The sequence below is a fragment of the Sphingomonas palmae genome (genome assembly GCF_900109565.1).
Classification (GTDB): Bacteria; Pseudomonadota; Alphaproteobacteria; order Sphingomonadales; family Sphingomonadaceae; genus Sphingomonas; species Sphingomonas palmae.
The window spans coordinates 256,566-277,523 of sequence record NZ_FNZZ01000001.1; the positions used below are offsets into that span (position 1 = coordinate 256,566).

The 20,958-nt window shown below is 66.5% G+C and carries 23 protein-coding genes and 1 tRNA gene; 20 read left to right on the forward strand and 4 right to left on the reverse strand.

What is annotated here, in order from left to right:
- Positions 1-27 precede the first annotated feature (27 nt).
- Together BMW51_RS01210 and BMW51_RS01215 are read right to left on the reverse strand one after the other, a co-directional pair.
- A complete protein-coding gene (locus BMW51_RS01210; protein ID WP_093002559.1) occupies positions 28-831 on the reverse strand; it encodes a hypothetical protein in 804 nt (267 codons plus the stop codon).
- A 7-nt stretch (positions 832-838) separates the two neighbouring features.
- Positions 839-2,059, reverse strand: a complete 1,221-nt coding sequence (locus tag BMW51_RS01215; protein ID WP_093002561.1) for an NADP-dependent isocitrate dehydrogenase — start codon at positions 2,057-2,059, stop codon at positions 839-841.
- 159 nt (positions 2,060-2,218) lie between these two features.
- Here BMW51_RS01215 and BMW51_RS01220 point away from each other — a divergent pair, with 159 nt between their 5' ends.
- Positions 2,219-2,941 carry a phosphatidylserine decarboxylase gene (locus BMW51_RS01220; RefSeq protein WP_093002563.1) on the forward strand — a complete coding sequence of 241 codons (723 nt, stop codon included), beginning with the start codon at positions 2,219-2,221 and terminating at the stop codon, positions 2,939-2,941.
- A gap of 2 nt (positions 2,942-2,943) precedes the next feature.
- Complete coding sequence (locus BMW51_RS01225; RefSeq protein ID WP_093002565.1) at positions 2,944-3,741, forward strand: CDP-alcohol phosphatidyltransferase family protein; 798 nt, start codon at positions 2,944-2,946, stop codon at positions 3,739-3,741.
- On the opposite strand, the gene BMW51_RS15790 is transcribed toward BMW51_RS01225, so the two are convergent.
- Positions 3,683-3,916: a hypothetical protein gene (locus BMW51_RS15790; protein ID WP_143051773.1), complete on the reverse strand. Its 234-nt coding sequence runs from the start codon at positions 3,914-3,916 to the stop codon at positions 3,683-3,685. The genes BMW51_RS01225 and BMW51_RS15790 overlap by 59 nt on opposite strands.
- Before the next feature lie 312 nt (positions 3,917-4,228).
- On the opposite strand from BMW51_RS15790, the gene rpsB reads away from it, so the two are divergent.
- From rpsB to BMW51_RS01290, 13 genes are all read left to right on the forward strand, one after another.
- Positions 4,229-5,050, forward strand: a complete 822-nt coding sequence (gene rpsB, locus BMW51_RS01230) for a 30S ribosomal protein S2 (protein WP_093002567.1) — start codon at positions 4,229-4,231, stop codon at positions 5,048-5,050.
- Between the two features lie 146 nt (positions 5,051-5,196).
- The gene (gene tsf, locus BMW51_RS01235) at positions 5,197-6,132 is read left to right on the forward strand and encodes a translation elongation factor Ts (RefSeq protein WP_093002569.1); all 936 of its coding nucleotides are present in this window, start codon (positions 5,197-5,199) and stop codon (positions 6,130-6,132) included.
- 131 nt (positions 6,133-6,263) lie between these two features.
- The gene (gene pyrH / locus BMW51_RS01240) at positions 6,264-6,992 is read left to right on the forward strand and encodes a UMP kinase (RefSeq protein ID WP_093002571.1); all 729 of its coding nucleotides are present in this window, start codon (positions 6,264-6,266) and stop codon (positions 6,990-6,992) included.
- A gap of 3 nt (positions 6,993-6,995) precedes the next feature.
- Positions 6,996-7,553: a ribosome recycling factor gene (frr, locus tag BMW51_RS01245; protein WP_093002573.1), complete on the forward strand. Its 558-nt coding sequence runs from the start codon at positions 6,996-6,998 to the stop codon at positions 7,551-7,553.
- A 28-nt stretch (positions 7,554-7,581) separates the two neighbouring features.
- A complete protein-coding gene (locus BMW51_RS01250) occupies positions 7,582-8,313 on the forward strand; it encodes an isoprenyl transferase (protein ID WP_177171472.1) in 732 nt (243 codons plus the stop codon).
- A gap of 47 nt (positions 8,314-8,360) precedes the next feature.
- Positions 8,361-9,101, forward strand: coding sequence for a phosphatidate cytidylyltransferase (locus BMW51_RS01255; RefSeq protein WP_093002577.1), 741 nt, complete (start codon positions 8,361-8,363; stop codon positions 9,099-9,101).
- The gene (locus BMW51_RS01260; RefSeq protein ID WP_093002579.1) at positions 9,101-10,258 is read left to right on the forward strand and encodes a 1-deoxy-D-xylulose-5-phosphate reductoisomerase; all 1,158 of its coding nucleotides are present in this window, start codon (positions 9,101-9,103) and stop codon (positions 10,256-10,258) included. Before BMW51_RS01255 ends, BMW51_RS01260 begins: the two co-directional genes overlap by 1 nt.
- The gene (locus tag BMW51_RS01265; RefSeq protein WP_093002581.1) at positions 10,255-11,388 is read left to right on the forward strand and encodes a M50 family metallopeptidase; all 1,134 of its coding nucleotides are present in this window, start codon (positions 10,255-10,257) and stop codon (positions 11,386-11,388) included. The genes BMW51_RS01260 and BMW51_RS01265 overlap by 4 nt, the downstream gene beginning before the upstream one ends.
- 61 nt (positions 11,389-11,449) lie before the next feature.
- Positions 11,450-14,170 carry an outer membrane protein assembly factor BamA gene (bamA, locus tag BMW51_RS01270; protein ID WP_093002583.1) on the forward strand — a complete coding sequence of 907 codons (2,721 nt, stop codon included), beginning with the start codon at positions 11,450-11,452 and terminating at the stop codon, positions 14,168-14,170.
- Entirely contained in the window at positions 14,170-14,832 is a 663-nt protein-coding gene (locus BMW51_RS01275; RefSeq protein ID WP_093002585.1) for an OmpH/Skp family outer membrane protein, read from the forward strand. Before bamA ends, BMW51_RS01275 begins: the two co-directional genes overlap by 1 nt.
- The gene (fabZ, locus tag BMW51_RS01280; RefSeq protein ID WP_281243221.1) at positions 14,829-15,338 is read left to right on the forward strand and encodes a 3-hydroxyacyl-ACP dehydratase FabZ; all 510 of its coding nucleotides are present in this window, start codon (positions 14,829-14,831) and stop codon (positions 15,336-15,338) included. Before BMW51_RS01275 ends, fabZ begins: the two co-directional genes overlap by 4 nt.
- Before the next feature lie 87 nt (positions 15,339-15,425).
- Positions 15,426-15,656 (forward strand): 50S ribosomal protein L31, encoded by a 231-nt coding sequence (gene rpmE, locus BMW51_RS01285; protein ID WP_019514824.1) that lies wholly within the window; start codon positions 15,426-15,428, stop codon positions 15,654-15,656.
- Between the two features lie 55 nt (positions 15,657-15,711).
- The gene (locus tag BMW51_RS01290) at positions 15,712-16,038 is read left to right on the forward strand and encodes a PilZ domain-containing protein (protein WP_093002587.1); all 327 of its coding nucleotides are present in this window, start codon (positions 15,712-15,714) and stop codon (positions 16,036-16,038) included.
- An 8-nt stretch (positions 16,039-16,046) separates the two neighbouring features.
- Here the strand turns inward: BMW51_RS01290 and BMW51_RS01295 are convergent.
- Positions 16,047-16,136 (reverse strand) — tRNA-Ser (locus tag BMW51_RS01295).
- Positions 16,137-16,324: 188 nt separating this feature from the next.
- Here BMW51_RS01295 and BMW51_RS01300 point away from each other — a divergent pair.
- Genes BMW51_RS01300 through BMW51_RS01320 form a run of 5 tightly spaced genes read left to right on the forward strand, consistent with a single transcriptional unit; the run spans position 16,325 to position 20,958 of the window.
- Complete coding sequence (locus tag BMW51_RS01300) at positions 16,325-17,287, forward strand: lytic murein transglycosylase (RefSeq protein ID WP_177171473.1); 963 nt, start codon at positions 16,325-16,327, stop codon at positions 17,285-17,287.
- The gene (locus BMW51_RS01305; RefSeq protein ID WP_093002591.1) at positions 17,271-18,086 is read left to right on the forward strand and encodes an SPOR domain-containing protein; all 816 of its coding nucleotides are present in this window, start codon (positions 17,271-17,273) and stop codon (positions 18,084-18,086) included. Before BMW51_RS01300 ends, BMW51_RS01305 begins: the two co-directional genes overlap by 17 nt.
- Before the next feature lie 39 nt (positions 18,087-18,125).
- Entirely contained in the window at positions 18,126-19,307 is a 1,182-nt protein-coding gene (locus BMW51_RS01310; RefSeq protein ID WP_093002593.1) for a D-alanyl-D-alanine carboxypeptidase family protein, read from the forward strand.
- The gene (gene tmk, locus BMW51_RS01315) at positions 19,307-19,933 is read left to right on the forward strand and encodes a dTMP kinase (RefSeq protein WP_093002595.1); all 627 of its coding nucleotides are present in this window, start codon (positions 19,307-19,309) and stop codon (positions 19,931-19,933) included. Before BMW51_RS01310 ends, tmk begins: the two co-directional genes overlap by 1 nt.
- Positions 19,930-20,958 carry an AAA family ATPase gene (locus BMW51_RS01320; protein ID WP_093002597.1) on the forward strand — a complete coding sequence of 343 codons (1,029 nt, stop codon included), beginning with the start codon at positions 19,930-19,932 and terminating at the stop codon, positions 20,956-20,958. Before tmk ends, BMW51_RS01320 begins: the two co-directional genes overlap by 4 nt.

The window sequence follows — 20,958 nt, forward strand, 5'->3', positions numbered from 1 at the left end:
GGGCGGCGGTGTCAGTTACTAATGGTGTCAGCTGTTGATCGTATTTTCGTCCGCAGCGATCGCTGAGGTTACATCGACAACCTCGGGCAGAGCGAGCAGCGCGGGCGTTACGGTAACCCGCCAGCTGTTCGTATGCGCGGTATACGCCGCGTGCTGCAGCACCATCGCATGAGGAATCAGGGCGGCTGTATCGATCGAGAAGTCGGGCGCGAAAAGCAGCACCGCGAGTATGTCGAATCGATGCTCGGGCAGGCGGCGGAGTGCGCTCAGCTGCGCCTGGCGTTTGCCAGTCGCGAGCCGACGTGCCTTGATCTCGTAGCGCAGCGTTGTGACCGGATCGCGAGCATCGAAGCCCGCAGTGCTGTTCGGCTCTAGTGTCCAGCCAAGCGCCCGCGCGAACAGGTGCTCGGCGTAGTCGCCGACCGGTCCGTTACCTGTTCGCGCCACGCCTCGCGCGCGCAACTCGCGCAAGATCGCGGCGTAGGTGGCGAGCAGGTTGGAGGTTGTAAGGCTCGCGATGGCGATCTGATCTGACTGCGCCGCGATCGGCTTCAATGGCGGCTCCGCTTTAACGTCGCGGGTGCCGGGCGCCCTATCCGCAAACGCGGCATATGCTCGTAATGCGCTGCTGCAATCCGCGACCTTGCTGTCGCTCATGCCGCTACGCTTCAATGCGACACGCAGCGTGTCGATCTCGTGCTCGTCGCGTGCGCAAGCATCAAGGTCGATGGTCAGTTCGCGCTCGACGCGTCGCAGGTTTGACAGGTAGCTGTCCACGCTACGCGCGCCCAAGCGTTGCGCGAGGAAGCGGCGAAAGGCTTCCTCGCGCATCAGGCGGTCAGGCCCAGGTCGCCATCTTGTTCTCGAGGTTTTGACGCACGGCCTCGAAGAACTGCTCGGTCGTCATCCACTTCTGATCCGGACCGATCAGGATCGCGAGATCCTTGGTCATGTCGCCGTTCTCGACCGTTTCGATGCAGACCTGCTCCAGCGTCTGCGCGAAGCGGGTGACGTCGGGCGTGTTGTCGAACTGGCCGCGATACTTGAGGCCGCCGGTCCAGGCGAAGATCGACGCGATCGGGTTGGTCGAGGTCGCCTTGCCCTGCTGGTGCTGGCGATAGTGGCGCGTCACGGTGCCGTGCGCGGCCTCGGCCTCGATCGTCTTGCCGTCCGGCGTCATCAGCACCGAGGTCATCAGGCCGAGCGAACCGAAGCCCTGCGCGACCTGATCCGATTGCACGTCGCCGTCGTAGTTCTTGCACGCCCACACGAACTCGCCGTTCCACTTCAGCGCTGAGGCGACCATGTCGTCGATCAGGCGGTGCTCATAGACGATGCCCTTGGCGGCGAACTCGTCCTTGAACTCGGCCTCGAAGATCTCAGCGAAAAGGTCCTTGAAGCGACCGTCATAGGCCTTGAGGATGGTGTTCTTGGTCGACAGGTACAGCGGCCAGCCGCGGCCGAGCGAATAGTTCATGCTGGCGCGCGCGAAATCGCGGATCGACTGGTCAAGGTTGTACATCCCCATCGCGACGCCGCCTTCGGGGAAGTCGAACACCTCGCGCTCGATCACCTGACCGTCGGTGCCCTGCCACTTCATGGTCAGCTTGCCCGCACCCGGCACGACGAAGTCGGTGGCCTTATACTGGTCGCCGAACGCGTGACGGCCGACGACGATCGGGTGGGTCCAGCCCGGGATCAGGCGGGGGACGTTCTTGATCACGATCGGCTCGCGGAAGATCACGCCGCCCAGAATGTTGCGGATCGTGCCGTTGGGCGAGCGCCACATCTTCTTGAGCCCGAACTCCTCGACGCGCGCCTCGTCGGGGGTGATCGTCGCGCACTTTACCGCGACGCCGTACTTCTTGGTCGCCTCGGCGCTGTCGACCGTGACCTGGTCGTCGGTCGCATCGCGGTGCTCGATGCCAAGGTCGTAGTAATCGAGCTCAATGTCGAGATACGGCTTGATCAGGCGTTCGCGGATCCACTCCCAGATGATCCGCGTCATCTCGTCGCCGTCGATCTCCACGACGGGCGTCTTCACCTTGATCTTGGCCATGTTCTCACTTCCGAGTTGGGGAGGGGTTGGGGCAGCGCATAGAAAGGGCAGGGGCCGCGATCAAGCGCAGCGCACCCGCGCGCCGCATAACGACACGAAAAGCGGCCGGAACGACGCGGCGCGTTGTCAGGGCGGTTCACCGACGATAGACCCGCGGCTATGTCATCGCTGCAAAAGCCCCCGGTGGGCACGTCCACGGTCAAGTGGCGCTTTCCCGCCGTCCATCCCGAGGGGCAGAAATTCACCGCCATCGCGTTCGGCATCACGCTGCTCGCGACGATCGTGACCAAGGTGCTGTTCTGGCCGATGCTCGGCGTCACCCTGTGGGTTGCCGCCTTTTTCCGCGACCCGGTGCGGACCACGCCGATCGGCGACGATCTGGTCGTCTCGCCCGCCGACGGGCTGATCACGATGATCGAGCGCGTGCCGGTCCCGCGTGAGCTGGTCGGCGACCTGGGTGGCGAACCGATGGTGCGCGTGTCGGTGTTCATGTCGGTGTTCGACGTGCACATCAATCGGACGCCGATCGCGGGCACGATCCGGCAGGTCGTCTATATCTCGGGCAAGTTCCTGAACGCCGATCTCGACAAGGCATCGGAAGAGAACGAACGCCAGCATTTCGTTGTCGAGGGGCATGACGGTCGCCGCATCGGCTTCACGCAGATCGCGGGTCTGGTCGCGCGCCGCATCGTCGGCTTCGTCAAGGTCGGCGACATCGTCGCGGTCGGGCAGCGCGTCGGGCTGATCCGGTTCGGCAGCCGCGTCGACGTGTTCTTGCCCGAGGGTTGCGTGCCGCAGGTGGCACTCGGCCAGCGCGCGATCGCGGGTGAAACCGTGCTCGGCCGCTTCGACGGCGCACCCGTTCGCGGGATCGCGCAGTAATAATGCGCACCGCTCGTCCGCTTCGTCCTCCGCGTGGGCTGCCGCTCCGCGCGGTGGCGCCGAATGCCGTCACCGCGCTCGCGCTCTGTTCGGGATTGTCGGGCATCCGCTTCGCCATTCAGCAGAACTGGGCGATGGCGGTGGTAATGGTGCTGCTCGCCGGTGTGCTCGATGGTTTGGACGGCCGGGTCGCCCGGATGCTGCGCGGGGAAAGCCGTTTCGGCGCGGAGCTCGATTCGCTCAGCGATGCGATTTCGTTCGGCGTGTCGCCCGCGCTGATCCTGTATCTGTGGTCGCTCTCGACGCTGCCGCGCTTTGGCTGGACGGCGTCACTCATGCTGGCGGTATTCTGCGCGCTGCGTCTCGCGCGCTTCAACGCCGCGATCGACGCCGACGACCAGCCGCACAAGTCGGCGGGTTTCCTGACCGGTGCGCCGGCGCCCGCCGGTGCGGGTCTGTCGCTGCTGCCCATGTTCCTGTGGTTCGCGACGGGAGAGCCGATTTTCCGCTCGCCCTATCTTGTTGCACCCTGGACCGTGTTCGTCGCGATCCTGATGGTTTCCAGCGTGGCGACCTTCTCCTGGTCATCGCTGCGGCTGCGCCGCAACGTACGCTTCGAAGCGATTGCCCTCGTCGTCGTCGTCGGGGCCGCAGCCATCTCCGCACCGTGGGAGACGATCTCGACCCTGTGCGTCGCCTATCTGCTCGCGCTACCGTTCAGCATCGCGAGCTACGCGCGGGTCAAGCGGCTTCGCGGAACCGCGGCTGCGGTCGAACCGACGACGCCGACCAGCGCCTGACCGCGATGCGGTTTTCGGCGCGGACAAGCGTCGCGAGCGGCTCGAACCGTTGCTCCGGTCGGCCGGACAACGCATCCATGATGCGCCCGGCGTTCGGCACGAGCGTCGACCCGAGAGCGTAAAGAGCGCCCGCCGTGGCGCCTCCGAACACCAGAACATCAAGCACGATCAGCATGTTCGCTTCCTTAGCCTATGCGAACCCAACGTCCGCCAACATCCCTCAACAAACTTCGGTTCCCGCCACTAAGACCATTTCGGACGAAAAAAGAGCGACTTAGCGTCCAAACGGGTAAGTTCGTGTTCTGTTCTCCCGTATGTTCCACTTACGTTCTCTCGTCAAGCAGCAATCACGGCTTGTCAGATCGGGCAATCGACGCTAAGCGCCGCCCCTCAAACCCACATGGGAAGCATCAACAACCGGTGCGCCGGGCTTCCAGCCTGCACGCGTCACTCGCTTCCCAGCGGCTTAACCGGAAGGAATAACGTTATGGCGGCACCTGTCGTCAGCATGCAGCAGCTCATCGAAACCGGCGCGCACTTCGGCCACCAGACGCATCGCTGGAACCCGAAGATGAAGCCCTACATCTTCGGCGACCGCAACGGCGTCCACATCATCGATCTTTCGCAGACCGTGCCGCTGTTCGCGCGCGCGCTCGAATTCGTGTCGTCGACCGTTGCGGCGGGTGGCAAGGTCCTGTTCGTCGGCACCAAGCGCCAGGCGCAGGAGCCGATCGCAGAGGCGGCGCGTCGTGCAGGCCAGCACTTCGTCAATCACCGCTGGCTGGGCGGCATGCTCACCAACTGGAAGACGATCTCCAACTCGATCAAGCGTTTGAAGGCGCTCGAGGAGCAGCTGTCGGGCGACACGCACGGCCTGACCAAGAAGGAAGTGCTGCAGCTGACGCGCGAGCGCGACAAGCTCGAGATGAGCCTGGGCGGCATCCGCGACATGGGCGGCGTGCCCGACGTCATGTTCGTGATCGACGCCAACAAGGAAGAGCTGGCGATCAAGGAAGCCAACACGCTGGGTATTCCGGTCGTCGGCATCCTCGATTCGAACGTCTCGCCTGACGGCATCGCGTTCCCGGTTCCGGCGAACGACGACGCGGCGCGCGCGATCCGTCTGTACTGCGAGGCGATCGCGATCGCGGCGACGCGCGGCAACCAGCAGCAGCAGGCGCGCAGCGGCGCTGACCTGGGCGCGATGATCGAGCCTCCGGCCGAGGAAGCGATCCAGGCTGCCGAGGCGCCGATCGATACCGACGTGAACGCCGAGGGCAATGTCATGGCGGCCAACGCGCAGGCGTAATCGTCGACGCGGCACCGCCTTCGCGGTGACGTGCAATTGTCATGGAGGCTGCCTACATGGCGGCCTCCATTTGTTTCATCGCTCGACTGCCCGCTGCACCGCGCCGGGCGCCTGGGCGATCTAATCACATTCGAGGGACCAGAACGATGGCCGACATCACCGCTTCGATGGTGAAGGACCTGCGCGAGAAGAGCGGCGCGGGCATGATGGACTGCAAGAAGGCGCTGAACGAGACCGCCGGCGACATGGACGCCGCGCTCGACTGGCTGCGCACTAAGGGCCTCGCGGCCGCGCAGAAGAAGTCGAGCCGCACCGCGGCCGAGGGTCTGGTCGGCGTCGCCGTTTCGGGCACCAAGGGCGCGGCGGTCGAGGTTAATTCGGAGACCGACTTCGTTGCGAAGAACGACCAGTTCCAGGCGTTCGTGCGCGAAGTGACGCAGATCGCGCTCAACACCGGTGACGACGTCGAGGCGATCAAGGCCGCGTCGATGCCGTCGGGCACGACTGTTGCCGAGGCGCTGACCAACAACGTCGCCACGATCGGCGAGCACCAGTCGATCCGCCGCGCGCGTCGCCTCGAAGTCTCGCAGGGCGCGGTCGTCGCCTACGTCCACAACCAGCAGTCGCCGGGTCTGGGCAAGATCGGCGTGCTGGTCGCGCTCGAGAGCACGGCTAATCAGGAAGCGCTGCAGTCGCTCGGCAAGAGCCTCGCGATGCACATCGCCGCAGCCTTCCCGAAGGCGCTGAACGAGGGCGACCTCGACGAGGCCGAGATCGAGCGCGAGCGCGCGATCGCGACCGAGAAGGCCGGCGAGAGCGGCAAGCCCGCCGACATCATTGCCAAGATGGTCGAGGGCTCGATCGCCAAGTACCGCAAGGAGCACGCGCTGGTCAGCCAGCTGTTCGTGATGGACGGCAAGACCAAGATCAGCGACGTCGTCGCCAAGGCGGGCAAGGATGCCGGCGCCGAGATCAAGCTGGTCGACTACGTCCGCTTCCAGCTGGGCGAGGGCATCGAGAAGGAACAGTCCGACTTCGCCGCCGAGGTCGCTGCTGCATCGGGCGTGCCGCAGAACGCCTGACACGCTGATTGTGTCGCGATAAGCCGCCGCTCCGGTACCTGCCGGGGCGGCGGTTTGCGTATGGGGCGGGTTGCTCCACCCTGACCTGACCTCTAAGGTCCGCCAGCCTTTCCCCAAGCCATTCGGAATCGATGACCAAACCGCGCTACAACCGTATCCTGCTGAAATTGTCGGGCGAAGTATTGATGGGTGAGGGCGGTCTGGCGATCGATCCCACCGTCACCGCGCGCGTCGCCGAAGAGATCGCCGATGTGAAGGCGCAGGGGTTCGAGCTGTGCGTCGTCGTCGGCGGTGGCAATATCTTTCGCGGCATCTCCGGCGCCGCGCGCGGCATGGAACGCGCGACCGGCGACTATATGGGCATGCTCGCAACCGTGATGAACGCGCTGGCGGTGCAGAACGCGCTGGAGCAGATCGGCGTCGACACGCGCGTGCAATCCGCCATCCCGATGCAGTCGGTGTGTGAGCCGTTCGTCCGCCGCCGCGCGATGCGGCACCTGGAAAAGGGGCGCGTGGTGATTTTCGCCGCGGGTGTCGGGTCGCCGTTCTTCACCACCGACAGCGGTGCTGCGCTGCGCGCGGCCGAGATGAACTGCGACGCGCTGTTCAAGGGCACCAGCGTCGACGGCGTTTACGATGCCGACCCGAAGAAGGTCGCGACCGCCAGGCGCTACGATACGATCGGCTACGACGAGGTATTGTCGAAGAACCTGCGCGTCATGGACGCGAGTGCCGTCGCGCTCTGCCGCGACTCCAACATTCCGATCGTCGTGTTCAACATCCGCGAGCACGGCAATTTCGCCGCCGTGCTGCACGGTGAGGGCGTGTCGACGATCGTTCAATCCAGTCCGGAGAAGTAAGCCATGCCCGCGTATGACAAGGCCGATATCGAGCGTCGCATGAACGGCGCGGTTGAATCGCTCAAGGGTGACCTCGCCGGGCTGCGCACCGGTCGCGCGTCGACCTCGCTGCTCGATCCGGTGACGGTCGAGGTGTACGGTGCCAAGATGCCGCTCAACCAGGTCGCGACCGTGTCGGTGCCCGAGCCGCGCATGATCTCGGTGCAGGTGTGGGACAAGTCGAACGTCGGACCCGTGGAGAAGGCGATCCGCTCCGCCGGTCTCGGTCTCAACCCGATCAATGATGGCCAGAACCTGCGCCTGCCGATCCCCGACCTGACCGAGGAACGCCGCAAGGAGCTTGCGAAGCTCGCCGGGCAATATTCTGAGAAGGCCAAGGTCGCGGTCCGCAACGTGCGCCGCGATGGCATGGACGCGCTCAAGACCGACGAGAAGAAGGGCGTGTTCTCCGAGGACGAGCGCAAGCGGCTGGAGGGTGAGGTGCAGAAGCTGACCGACGCCACCACCGCCGACATCGACAGCGTCTCGGCCGCGAAGGAAAAGGAAATTCTCGGCAAGTGAGCCTGCATCGGCATAGGGGGGAATGCTGATGGCGACCGCAGCGCGGCCACAGACCGCGGGCGGTGCCGTGCCGCGCCACGTGGCGATCATCATGGACGGCAACGGCCGCTGGGCGAAGAAGCGGCTGCTGCCGCGCGCCGCCGGGCACAAGGCCGGAGTGGAGGCGGTGCGCCGCGTCACGCGTGCGGCGCGCGCGATGGGGATCGAGGCGCTGACGCTCTACGCCTTCTCGTCGGAGAATTGGCGACGGCCGGCGGAGGAAGTGAGCGACTTGATGGGTCTGCTCAAGTTCTTCATCCGCAATGATCTTGCCGAACTGATCCGCGAGAACGTGCGGCTGCGCGTGCTGGGCGACTACGCGCGCTTCTCGGCCGATGTCGTCGCGCTGATCGACGATGCACTTGCGCGGACGGCGGGCAACACCGGGCCGATCCTCGCGATCGCGCTCAACTACGGCGCGCAGGCCGAACTGGTACGTGCCGCACAGACTTTGGCGGCGCAGGCGCAGGCCGGTGAGCTTGATCCCGCCGCGATCGATGTCGGGTCGATCGAGCGCGAGCTGGAGACGCGCGAGCTGCCGCCGCTCGATCTGATGATCCGCACCTCGGGCGAGCATCGCCTGTCTAACTTCCTGTTGTGGCAGGCGGCTTACGCCGAACTGCTGTTCGTCGATACATTATGGCCCGACTTCGGCGCCGATGATCTCGCCGCCGCCATCGAAGCGTTTGGGCAGCGGCAGCGCCGCTACGGTGGTTTGTGACGGCGCCGGACGCACCCGCGCGTCGCTCCGAACTTGCGCGCAGGACAATGGCTGCTGCGGTGATGGCGGCGGTCGCACTGGCGGCGCTGGTGGCGGGTGGGTTCATCTACTGGCTGCTGATGGTCGTCATCGCGCTGTTCATGATGGCGGAATGGTCGGACCTGACGGCGACGCCAGCACGTGAGAAACGGCTGGCGCAATATGCCGTCTCGGTACCGCTGGCGATCCTGGCGCCGATCGCCGCCGGGGCGAGCTTCCTCGCGATCGGACTGATCGCGGCCGCTTTCTTCTTCACCGCGATCGTGACCCGGCGTGGGTGGCTGGCGAGCGGAACGATCTACTGCGCGCTACCGGTGCTGTCGCTCGTGCTGATCCGCGAGCAGGATCACGGATTGCTGCTGTCGCTCTGGGCACTGGTGCTGGTGTGGATGACCGATATCGGTGCGTTCTTCGCCGGGCGCGCGATCGGCGGGCCGAAGCTTGCGCCGCGTGTCAGCCCCAACAAGACCTGGGCCGGGCTGATCGGCGGGATCGTCGCGGCGACGCTGTTCGCGCTGGTGCTCCACGTCGCCTATAATTTGCCGCTGCGATTGCTGCTCGCGACACCGGTACTGGGCGTGCTCGCGCAGGGTGGTGATTTGTTCGAGAGCTGGCTGAAGCGTCGCGCGGGCGTGAAGGATTCGGGCAACATCCTTCCCGGGCACGGCGGCTTGCTCGATCGGCTCGACGGTCTGGTGCCGGTCGCACCGGTTGCGGCGCTGCTCGTCGTCGCGCCGGCGATCTTCTGATGCGGACGGTCACGATCCTGGGCGCGACCGGTTCGGTCGGCACCTCGACGCTCGACTTGGTCGAGCGCGAGCCCGAGCGGTTCCGCGTTCGCGCATTGACCGCGAACTGCGATGTCGAACGGCTCGCCGCGGCAGCGATCCGGACGCGCGCCGAACTCGCCGTCGTGGCGGACGAGACGTGTCTGCCCGCGCTACGCGAGGCGCTTGCCGGAACGAAGGTCGAGGCGGCGGGAGGACCGCAGGCGGTCTGCGATGCGGCTGAACTGGGTGCTGACTGGACGATGGGCGCGATCGTCGGCTGTGCCGGGCTTGCCCCGACGATGGCGGCGATCCGCGCTGGCGGCACCGTCGTGCTCGCCAACAAGGAACCGCTCGTCTCAGCCGGCGACCTGATCATGCAGGCCGCGGCGGAGCACGGCGCGACGCTGCTGCCGGCAGACAGCGAGCACAACGCGATCTATCAATGCTTTGACTTCGCGCGACCCGAGCGGGTGCGGAGGATCATCCTGACCGCGAGCGGCGGTCCGTTCCGCGACGCCACGCTCGAGCAGATGGCGGCGGTCACGCGCGAGCAGGCGGTCGCGCACCCGAACTGGTCGATGGGCGCGAAGATCTCGGTCGACAGCGCGACGATGATGAACAAGGGGCTCGAGTTGATCGAGGCGGCGCGGCTGTTTCCGGTCGCCGCGGGCCGCATCGAGATCGTCGTCCACCGTCAGTCGGTCATCCATTCGATGGTCGATTACGTCGATGGCTCGATGCTCGCGCAACTGGGGCCGAGCGACATGCGCGTGCCGATCGCGCACTGCCTCGCCTGGCCCGACCGTATGGCGACGCCGATGGCGCCGCTCGACCTCGTAAAGCTTGGCCGACTTGATTTCGAGGCGCCCGATCCGGTCCGCTTCCGCGCGCTGGCGCTGGCTCGGACAGCGTTGGAGGAGGGCGGCGCACGGCCCGCGATCCTGAATGCCGCCAACGAGGTCGCGGTGGCGGCGTTCCTCGCCGACCGCATCGGCTTTCTTGAAATCGCCGCAATCGTGGAAGATACCTTGAGCCGCTACGCTCCCGAGGCGCCGGAGACGATCGACGCGGTGATCGCGATCGACGCGGAGGCGCGCAGACTCGCGGGCGAGCGCGTAGAGGATTGCGTGGCTTGATCCAGACCCCGGGACTGTTGCTGACCATCCTGGCGTTCGCGCTGGTGATCGGCCCGCTCGTCTTCATCCACGAACTGGGCCACTATCTCGCCGGACGCTGCTGCGGCGTGAAGGCGGAAGCGTTCTCGATTGGGTTCGGGCGCGAGATCGCGGGATGGACCGACCGGCGTGGCACGCGCTGGCGGCTCGCGCTGCTGCCGCTCGGCGGATACGTCAAGTTCGCGGGCGATATGAGTGCCGCCGGGCGCAGCGATCCCGACTGGCTGCTGCTGCCGCCCGAGGAGCGTGCGCAGACATTTCAGGCGAAGCCGGTATGGCAGCGCGCGATCATCGTCGCGGCTGGGCCGGCGATCAACTTCCTTTTCGCCATCCTCATCCTCACCGGCTTCGCGCTCGCCTACGGCGACGCACAGACACCGGCGGTGGTGGGACAGGCGATGCCGGGTACGGCCGCGGCGCAGGCGGATCTTCGCCCCGGCGACAAGATCGACGCGCTCGGCGGGCGTCACGTCGACACGTTCGAGGACATGGTCCGCTACGTGAAGATCCGCGCCGGCGAACGCGTCCGCATCGATTACGTTCGCGACGGACAGGCCGATCACGTCGAGGCGCAGATCGGCACGCAGGAGCAGCGTGACCGGTTCGGCAACGAGTACAAGGTTGGGCTGCTCGGTATCGCCCCCGGAAACCCGGTGGTACGTCCTGTCGGCATGCTGGAGGCGCCCGTCGTCGCGGTGCGCCGCACGGGCGAGATTATCGAGATGATGGTGGAAACGATCGGCCAGATCATTTCCGGCCGGCGCTCGGTCAAGGAGCTCGGCGGGCCGCTGGCGATCGCCAAGGTGTCGGGCGAGCAGATCACGCTAGGCTGGGACGCGTTCGTGTTCCTGCTCGCGCTCGTGTCCATCAATCTGGGGTTCATCAACCTGCTGCCAGTGCCGATGCTCGACGGCGGGCACCTGTTGTTCTACCTGATCGAGGCGGTCAGGCAGAAACCGGTCGGCGCGCAAGCACAGGAGTGGGCTTATCGCGGCGGATTGGCGGCGGTGCTGGCGTTAATGATGCTCGTCACCTTCAACGATCTCGGCAACTTCGGACTGTGGCGGCACCTGGCCGGCTTGATCGGCTGACGCAGGTGTTGCAGGGGCGGGCGCGAGCCTGGCGAGCGCAACGGGTTTTCTCGAAGGTAACATGGTGACGGTTCTGAACGTTTCAACTTCGCGGACGCGTGCCCTGCCGGCGCTGCTGGGCTGCACCATCCTCGCCGGGCTGCCGCTCGCTGCGGCGGCGCAGACTGCGCCCGCGGCGACTGCGCCGACGGCCACGGCAACCGGGGCACAGACAACACCAGCTCCAGCACCTGGCGGCATCATCAAGACGCTGCGCGTCGAGGGAACGCAGCGGATCGAGCCAGAAACGGCGCTCAGCTACACCAAGCTGCGGCTGGGTCAGCCGTACAGCAACGAGCTGCTCGATCAGGCGATCAAGGACCTCTACGCCAGCGACCTGTTCGCCGACGTGTCGATCGAGGGCGCCGCGACGGGCGACATCGTGATCCGCGTGCGCGAGAACCCGATCATCAATCGCGTCATCCTGGAAGGCAACAAGCGCCTGAAGGACGACAAGATCACCAAGGAGATCAAGCTCAAGCCGCGGCAGATCTTCACGCGCTCGGCCGTTCGCGCCGACGTCGCGCGCATCGTCGAGCTGTATCGTCGGCAAGGCCGGTTCGCCGCCTCGGTCGATCCGAAGATGGTCAACCTCGACCAGAACCGCGTCGATATCGTGTTCGAGATCAGCGAGGGGCCGAAGTCCAAGGTTCGCCAGATCAACATTCTCGGCAACGAGAAGTTCAAGGACAGCGAGCTGCGCGCGCAGATGGCGACCAAGGAGGCGCGATTCACGCGTCTGCTGTCGTCGAACACCTCCTACGATCAGGATCGCCTCGCCTACGATCAGCAGAAGCTGCGCCAATTCTATCTGACACAAGGTTACGCCGACTTCCGCGTGACCTCCGCCGTCGCCGAGCTGACGCCGGACAAGAAGGACTTCATCATCACCTACGTGGTGGAGGAAGGACCGCGCTACAAATTCGGCGACGTGACCGTCGACAGCGACATTCGCGACTTCGATGGCAAGCAGCTCGCCAAGACGCTGTCGATCAAGAAGGGCGACTGGTACAACGCGAAGGCGGTCGAGGACACGGTCGACAGCCTCAGCCAGACCACCGGCCTGTTCGGCTACGCCTTCACCGACGTATCGCCCGAATTCAATCGCGACCGTGACGACCTCACGATGTCGATCAACTTCCACATCGCGCAGGCGCAGCGCACCTACGTCGAGCGGGTCGAGATCACCGGTAACACGCAGACGCAGGACAAGGTGGTGCGGCGCGAGATCCGCCTCGCCGAAGGTGATGCGTTCAACAGCTTCCAGGTCAAGCGCAGCCAGGATCGCATCAACTCGCTCGGCTATTTCCAGGACAAGTTCGAGATCAAGCAGGAGCAGGGCTCCGCGCCGGACCGCGTGGTGCTGAACGCCGCCGTCGAAGAGAAATCGACCGGCGAGCTGCAGCTGTCGGCCGGCTATTCGAGCCTAGAGCGCTTCATCATCCAGGCGAACATCACGCAGCGCAACTTCCGCGGGCGCGGCCAGGAGCTGCGCGCGGGTGTCAATTATTCGAGCTATTCCAAGTCGATCGAGCTCGGCTTCACCGAGCCGTATCTGTTCGACAAGAACATCGCGGTCGGCGTCGACGTGTTCCGGCGCGACTACAATTCGTTCAACTACATCGGCAACGATCGCAACACGACCTACGGTCAGGTGTCGACCGGCTTTCAGGTCCGCGCGGGCGTACCGTTGACCGAATATTGGCAGCTCGCCGCGCGCTACGGCCTGTCGTATGACGAAGTGACGCTCGACGAGAACACCTTCTTCACCAACGGGCAGTGCGACGTGTTGAAGGCGGGCAGCTATCTCTGCTCGGCGCTCGGCAACCGCTTTACTTCGTCGATCGGCTACTCGCTGATCTACGACAGCCTCAACAGCCGCCTGCGCCCGACCGCGGGCCAGCGCTTGTCGTTCAGCCAAGACTTCGCCGGGCTGGGCGGCGACGTGAAGTACATCCGCACGCGCATCGAAGGCGCGAAGTTCAAGGGGCTGGGCAAGGGTTTCATCGCCTCGCTGACCGCGGAGGGTGGCTACATCCATTCGCTTGAGGGCGAGCGCGCCGACGGTAATGATCGCATCCGCATCAACGATCGCTTCTACCTCGGCATGCCGCAGTTCCGCGGCTTCGACATTCGCGGCGTCGGTCCGCGCGTGCTGCGCACGCCGTACACGACGGACGCGAGCGGCAATCAGATTCTGCAGACCGATCGCAGCCAGATCACCGACGACGCGCTCGGCGGTCGTGCCTATTACCTCGCCAAGCTGGAGCTCGAGCTGCCGCTCGGCTCGGGCGCGCGCGAACTCGGCCTTCGTCCGTCGATCTACGCGCAGGTCGGCAGCCTGTGGGGTTTGAAGCGCCCGCCGCTGACCGCCAACTTCCCGACGACGGTCATCGACGGCAAGACCGTGGTGCTGCCGCTGCCGCTGACCAACAGCGCCGGCGCGCCTGTCTACACCTACACGCTCGCCGACGGCAGTGTCGCGACGACGATCTGTTCGGCTGGTGTGCCGGGGGCAGGCGGCACCTGCAACGGTGTCGTACCCAACAACCCGTTGATCCGGTCCAACCCGTTCCAGGAGCAGTATCTGGGCGACTCGCCCAAGCCGCGGGTGACCGTCGGTGTCGGCGTCAACTGGAACTCGCCGTTCGGGCCGCTTCGTATCGATCTCGCCAAGGCACTCGTCACCCAGCCGGGCGACGACCCCAAACTTGTTACCTTCAACGTAGGGACGCAGTTCTGATGAAGACCTTCAAGACCATCCTGCTCGCCGCCGCGCTCGCGACGCCGGGCGTTATCGCGGCCGGTGCTGCCAGCGCGCAGGTGAACGGTGTCGCCGTCGCCGATCCCGAGGCGGCAATCGCCAACTCGCGCGCGTTCACGACCGCGGTGTCGCAGATCCAGACGGCCTACAAGGCGCAGCTCGATCAGGCGAACACGCGCCGCAACGCAATCCAGGCCGAGCTCCAGCCGCTCGTCACTGCCGCGCAGACCGCGGCGCGTGCACCCGGCGCGACCGAAGCGTCGCTGCGTCCGCAGCTGCAGGCGATTCAGACCAAGGAGCAGGCGGGCAATGCCGAGCTGCAGCGCCTGACCGCACCGGCGCAGCGCGCACGCGCCTACGCCGCCGAGCAGGTGCAGCGCCAGCTCGCCACCGCGGTGCAGAACGTGGTCAAGGCGAAGAACGTCAGCCTGCTCGTCTCGCCGCAGGCGACGCTGTTCACGCAGCCTGCCGCCGACATCACGCCGGCGATCACCGCCGAGCTCGACCGTCTGGTCCCGAGCGTCAGCACCGCGGTTCCCGCCAACTGGCAGCCGGGTCAGGCAGCCGGCGCGCCGGCCGCAGCAGCGCCCGCCGCTGCAGCACCCGCGACCAGCAACCGGAAGGCGCCGTCCGGCCGGTGAGCGACGCGCAGGTAACCGATAGCGCGGCAGACGAGGCGAAGGCGAGTGGGTCGATCGGCCCGCTCGACATCGCGCGCGTTATGGCCGCACTGCCGCATCGTTACCCGATGCTGCTGGTCGACCGTGTCGAGGAGCTGATCCCCGACCGGTCGATCGCCGCGATCAAGGCGGTGACGATCAACGAAAGCTTCTTCCAGGGGCATTTCCCCGGTCGCCCGATCATGCCGGGCGTGCTGATCGTCGAAGCGCTGGCGCAGGCGGCGGGCGTGCTCGCGGTTGAGAGCCTGGGCCTCGCCGGCTCGGGCAAGCTCGTCTACTTCATGGCGATCGACGAGGCGAAGTTTCGCGCGCCGGTCGAACCGGGCGTTCTGCTGCGGCTCGAGGTCGAGTTCGTCCAGAAACGCAGCAGCGTGTGCAAGTTCGCCGGCCGCGCGCTGATCGACGGCAAGGTTGCGGCGCAGGCGAATTTTACCGCCATGATCGCCGATCCACCGAAAGCAGCGTGACGCGCATCCTTTGACTTTCGTGCGCGCGGGCGCTACCCGCGCGCGCTTCCAGGCTGGTCGGAACCAGCCATTGAACGGAGAATACCCATGAAGACCGGAACGCACCCCGACTATCACATGATCAAGGTGCAGATGACCGACGGCACCGTGTACGAGACCCGCTCCACCTGGGGCAAGGAAGGCGACACGATGACGCTCGAGATCGATCCGCTGGCGCACCCGGCCTGGACCGGCGGTCGCGGCCAGATGCTCGACCAGGGCGGTCAGGTCGCGCGCTTCAACAAGCGTTTCGGCGGTGGTCTGACGCTGCGCAAGTAAGCGCTCGGCTCGCGTGGGTAATGACCTGTTAGGGATGTCGATCTAGCATTCCGGCATGGCAACCTTCGCAGCCGAATTCGAACCTGCTCAAACGCAAGGCCGGCGCCGCTCTCCGCGTGCGCCGGTTTCGTTTGATGCGCGCCTCGGCGGGCAGGGGGGCATGGGGCGGACGCTGTGTAAGGTCGTCGACCTGTCGCTGCACGGCTGCCGGTTGCAGACCTATTCCGCGATGAAACGCGGCCAGACGATCTGGCTCAACCTGCCGCAGATCGGGCCGATCGCGGCCGACGTGATGTGGGCGGACGATTTCACCGCCGGCTGCCAGTTCCACGCACCGCTCAATGAAACTGCTTTCGACGAACTGGTCGAGCGCTTCGCCTGAACAGCGGGTGGCGGAGAGAGTGGGATTCGAACCCACGGTGAGCGTGAACCCACGGCGGTTTTCAAGACCGCTGCCTTAAACCACTCGGCCATCTCTCCGCGTGCTGAGTGCTGCGCGCCGCTTAGGCCGGTTGCGGTGCCGCGTGCAAGCCCGGCGACGATTGGCTGTTTGCCTGTCCCCGCCGCTATGCCACAACGCAGGCATGCGAATAGGGCGAGCGATATCCTCCGGGTGGCGTGCCGGTGTCTCCGCCGCGGTGTGTCTGCTGTTGAGTGCGCCATCTGCGATGGCACAGGATGAGAGCGGGTTTCAGGCGTACCTCTCCGGGCTGCGATCGTCGGCGATCGCGGCCGGCGTGCGGCCGGCGACAATCGCGTCGGTGTTCCCGACGCTCAGCTACAATCAGCGCGTCGTCGATCTCGACCGGCAACAGCCCGAGCAGAACAACAACAGCGCGATCCCGATGTTCGCGCCCTATCGCACGCAGCACGTCGACGCGGCGCGGATCAGGCGCGGGCGCGCCACCTATCAGGAGCAACGATCGCGGCTCGCGCGCGTCGAGGCACAGACCGGCGTACCCGAGGAGATCATGGTCGCGATCTGGGGGCACGAGACCAATTACGGTTCGTACACCGGTAATTTCGACCTGCTGCGCAGCCTCGCCTCGCTCGCCTACGAAGGGCGTCGTCGTAGCCTTTTCCAGGGCGAGTTCATCGCCGCGCTGAAGATGATCGATCGCGGCGTGCCGCGCTCCCGACTGGTCGGCAGCTGGGCAGGTGCGACGGGGAACCCGCAGTTTCTGCCGTCCGCCTATCTTCGCCTCGCGCGCGACGCCGACGGCGACGGCTTCGCGGACATTTGGGGCAGTGCGGCGGATACGCTCGCCTCGATCGGCAATTATTTCACGCAAGCCGGCTGGCGTGCGGGTGAGCCGTGGGGTGTCGCGGTCGACGTACCTGCCGGGTTCGATCGCGTTGCCGTTACCAACCGTCTCGTTTCACCGCGTTGCCCGCGCGTCTTTGCGCGGCACAGCGGGTGGCGTACGATGGCGGAGTGGCGCGCGCTTGGCATCGCGCCGCAGCGTGGCAGCTGGCCGCGCGACACGATCCAGGCGGTGATGATCGAGCCTGACGGGCCGGGTCGCACAGCCTATCTGCTGACGGGTAATTACCGCGTGATCCTGGATTACAATTGCTCCAATTTCTATGCCCTGTCGGTAGGGCTGCTGGCCGATGAGATCGCACGCTAACCTGCTGCTGCTCGCGCCGCTGCTGATCGCGGCGCAGCAGCCCGACGCGAGCGTCACTGGCCCACGCGGCACCGCCGGCAACGGAGAGGCGGGCGCATTCGATCGCGTTCAACGCGCGGCGACCCAGCCGGGTAGCGGGTTCACGGCCGCGCACGCGCAATTGCCGCTCGGCTCGGTCGCTGAAATCACTGATCTCGCCACCGGGCACATCATCCTCGTGCAAGTGACCGCCAGACCGGCTGCCATGAACGGCGCCGAGATCACGCTGTCGACCGCGGCCGCACACGCGCTTGGTCTCTCGGGCGAGCGCGGCCTCGTACGGGTGCGCAGTATTCAGCCATCTGCCAGCGACCTCGCAGCGCTTCGCGCTGGCGGCAGCGCGGCGCCGCGCTTGTCTGCGCCTGACGCACTGCTGCGCGCCCTTCGCCGTGAGGTCGCCGCACCGACGCAAGCGTCTCCACCAGTTACAGCGACTGTCGCGGCCAAGTCGGCGAAACCGCTCGTAGCGCCACCTACTTCCGCACCTGCCAAGCGCCCAATCACCAGCGCCGCTACCAAGCCGGCGCAGGCCACACCCGCTAAACCACGCGCCTCCGGACCGCTGGTGCAGGTAGCCGCTTTGCGCGACGAGGCGCGGGCTCGCGCCGTGGCACGGTCGCTCGGCGGTTATGTCGAGCAGGCATCGGGGTTCTGGCGCGTTCGTCTTGGCCCGTTCGCCGATCGTGCAGCGGCGCAGCGCGCACGTGACGCGGCGATTTCGCGCGGTTATGGTGGCGCCTCGATCATCCAGGCTCCCTGAACGAGCCGCCCGAGCGCGGCCCAGTTGGAAAGTGCGTCAATGTCCAAGTTCCTGACCGCGCTCGCGGTTCCTGCCGTCATCGCCGGCGTGGCCTTTCCGGTCGCGGCACAGGCGCCCGCCGCGCCGCAGTTCGATACGCCCGCACCGGTCGCCTTTATGGAGGACCTGTCCTCGGGCGCGGTGCTGTTCGCGAAGGACGCCGACCGCCGCATGCCGCCCGCCTCGATGGCGAAGATGATGACGGTCTACACCGCGTTCGAGATGTTGAAGAAGGGGGATATCCGCCTCGATCAGGAGATCGAGGTCCGGCCGGAGACGTGGCAGAAGTGGCATGGTCCGTCCGCGGGCTCGACCATGTTCCTGTCGCCGGGCGAGCGCGTCTCGGTCGCGAACCTGCTCTACGGTATCGTGACGCTCAGCGGCAATGACGCTTGCGTCGTGCTGGCGGAGGGCCTGTCGGGCACTGAGCCCGCGTTCGTTGATCGCATGAACGAGAATGCGAAAAAGCTGGGGCTAACCAACAGCCATTTCGGCACATCGAACGGCTGGCCCGACAACGGCGTTACCTACGTGACGGCGCGCGACCTCGCGCATCTCGCCGCCGCGACGATCGAGGAGCATCCAAAGCTCTACAAGCAATTTTACTCGCGCCGGGATTTTACCTGGGGCAAGACGATGGGTGGCAACCAGATCACCCAGGCGAACCGCGACCCGCTGCTCGGTCGCGTCGCGGGGGCCGACGGATTGAAGACCGGCCATACCGAGGAAGCAGGCTACGGCTTCACTGGATCGGCCGAGCAGAACGGCCGTCGCCTCGTCATGGTGCTCGCCGGCCTCACCAGCTTCAACCAGCGCGCCTCCGAATCAATCCGGTTCATGGATTGGGGCTTCCGCGCCTGGCAGTCGAAGCCGGTCGTGAAGAGCGGCCGCGTCGTTGGGCAAGCCGACGTGCAGATGGGCGACGTAACCTCGGTCGACCTTGTCGCACCCCGTGCGGTCGCGGTGTCGGTGCCCGCGGGTACCAGCCCGGCGGTGTCGGGCAAGATTGTCTATCAGGGGCCGCTCAAGGCACCGATCAAGGCGGGTACGCACGTCGCCGACCTCGTCGTTGCAGCACCCGGGCTGTCGCCGCAGATCACCCCGCTCAACGCCGCCAGCGACGTCGGCGAGGCCGGCTTCTTCCGCCGCGCGTGGCACGGCCTGACCGGCATGTTCGGGTAATGCGCGGACGCTTCCTGAGCCTGGAAGGGGGCGAGGGGGCGGGCAAGTCGACGCAGGTCCGCGCGCTCGCCGCCGCGTTGCAGGCGCGGGGGTACGTGGCCCGCGTGACGCGCGAACCCGGCGGCAGCGAGGGCGCGGAGGCAATCCGCGCGCTGCTGATGCAGGGTGACGCGGGCCGCTGGAGCGCGCGCAGCGAGGCGTTGCTGTTCGCCGCGGCACGTGCCGATCACGTCGAGAAGGTTGTTCTCCCGGCGATCGAGCGCGGCGAGTGGGTGATTTGCGACCGCTACCTCGATTCGTCGCGTGCCTATCAGGGTGTCGCCGGCGGGATCGCCGACGCCGACGTGCTCGCGCTTCACGCCTTCGGCTCGGCCGGGCTCTTGCCCGATCGTACCTATGTGCTGGCGCTGCCGACCGACATCGGCGCGCACCGCGCGGCCGCGCGCGACGGCATCGCGGCCGACCGCTTCGCCGCGCGAGGTGCCGCCTTTCACGAGGCAGTCTCGTCCGCTTTCGACCGGATCGCCGCCGATGAGCCCGACCGCGTGCGTCGCATCGACGCCAGCATGGCGCCGAACGCGGTCACCGCGGCGATCCTCGATGATCTTTCGCCTTGGCTGGCATGAACGAGGCGACGAGCGCGCCTGTATTCTACGGCCACGACGAGGCGGCTGACGCGTTGCTCGCGGCGATGCGCGGTGGGTCGCTGCACCACGCGTGGCTGATCACCGGCCCGCCGGGGATTGGGAAGGCGACCTTCGCCCGTGCCGCCGCGGCCCGCCTGCTCGCCGAGGGCGCGGAGCCTGGCGCGCTGTCGCTACCGCCGCATCACCGCACGGCGGCGCTGCTGGCTGCTGGCGCACACCCGGACTACCGCGAGCTGCGCCGATTGCCGAAGAAGGACGGCAAGGACGGCGAACTCGCGCGCTCGATCACGATCGATCAGGTACGCGGGCTCGCCCCGTTCCTTGGCACGATGGCATCGCTTTCGACGCGCCGCGTTATCGTCATCGACAGCGCCGACGAGCTCGAACGGCCGGGTGCGTCCAACGCGTTGCTGAAAAGCCTGGAGGAACCCCCAGCCGGCACGATCTTCCTGCTCGTCAGCCACGCTCCCGGCCGCTTGTTGCCGACGATCCGCTCGCGCTGCCGCGTACTGCGGCTTGAGCCACTCGATGATCGCGCCATGCGACAGGCGCTCGCTCAGGCGCTGCCTGACGCGGGGGCGGACGAGATCGATGCGCTGGTGCGCGCCGGCGCAGGCTCACCCGGCCGTGCGCTGCGCTACGCCGAACTGGGCATGGCCGAGATCGACGACGCGCTCCACGCGATCGCGCGTGACGGCGATCCGACGACTAGTCGCCGGGTAAAGCTGGCGAAAGCGCTCAGCCTCAAGGCGGCGCAACCGCGCTATGAAGCCTTCCTCGATCGTGTCCCCGGCGTGATCGCGGAGGCGGCACAGGATCGCCGCGGCCCGGCGTTAGCGGTCGCGCTCGACGCCTACGCTCGCGCCCGCGACGTGGCAGGTGCCGCGCGCGGGCTGTCGCTCGACGCGAGCGGAACGGTGCTCGAACTCGGCGGCTTGGTCGCGCGGCTCGCGGGGAATGAGTCCACGCAACACGGGGCTGACTTACGCCGAACGCGCGGCTAG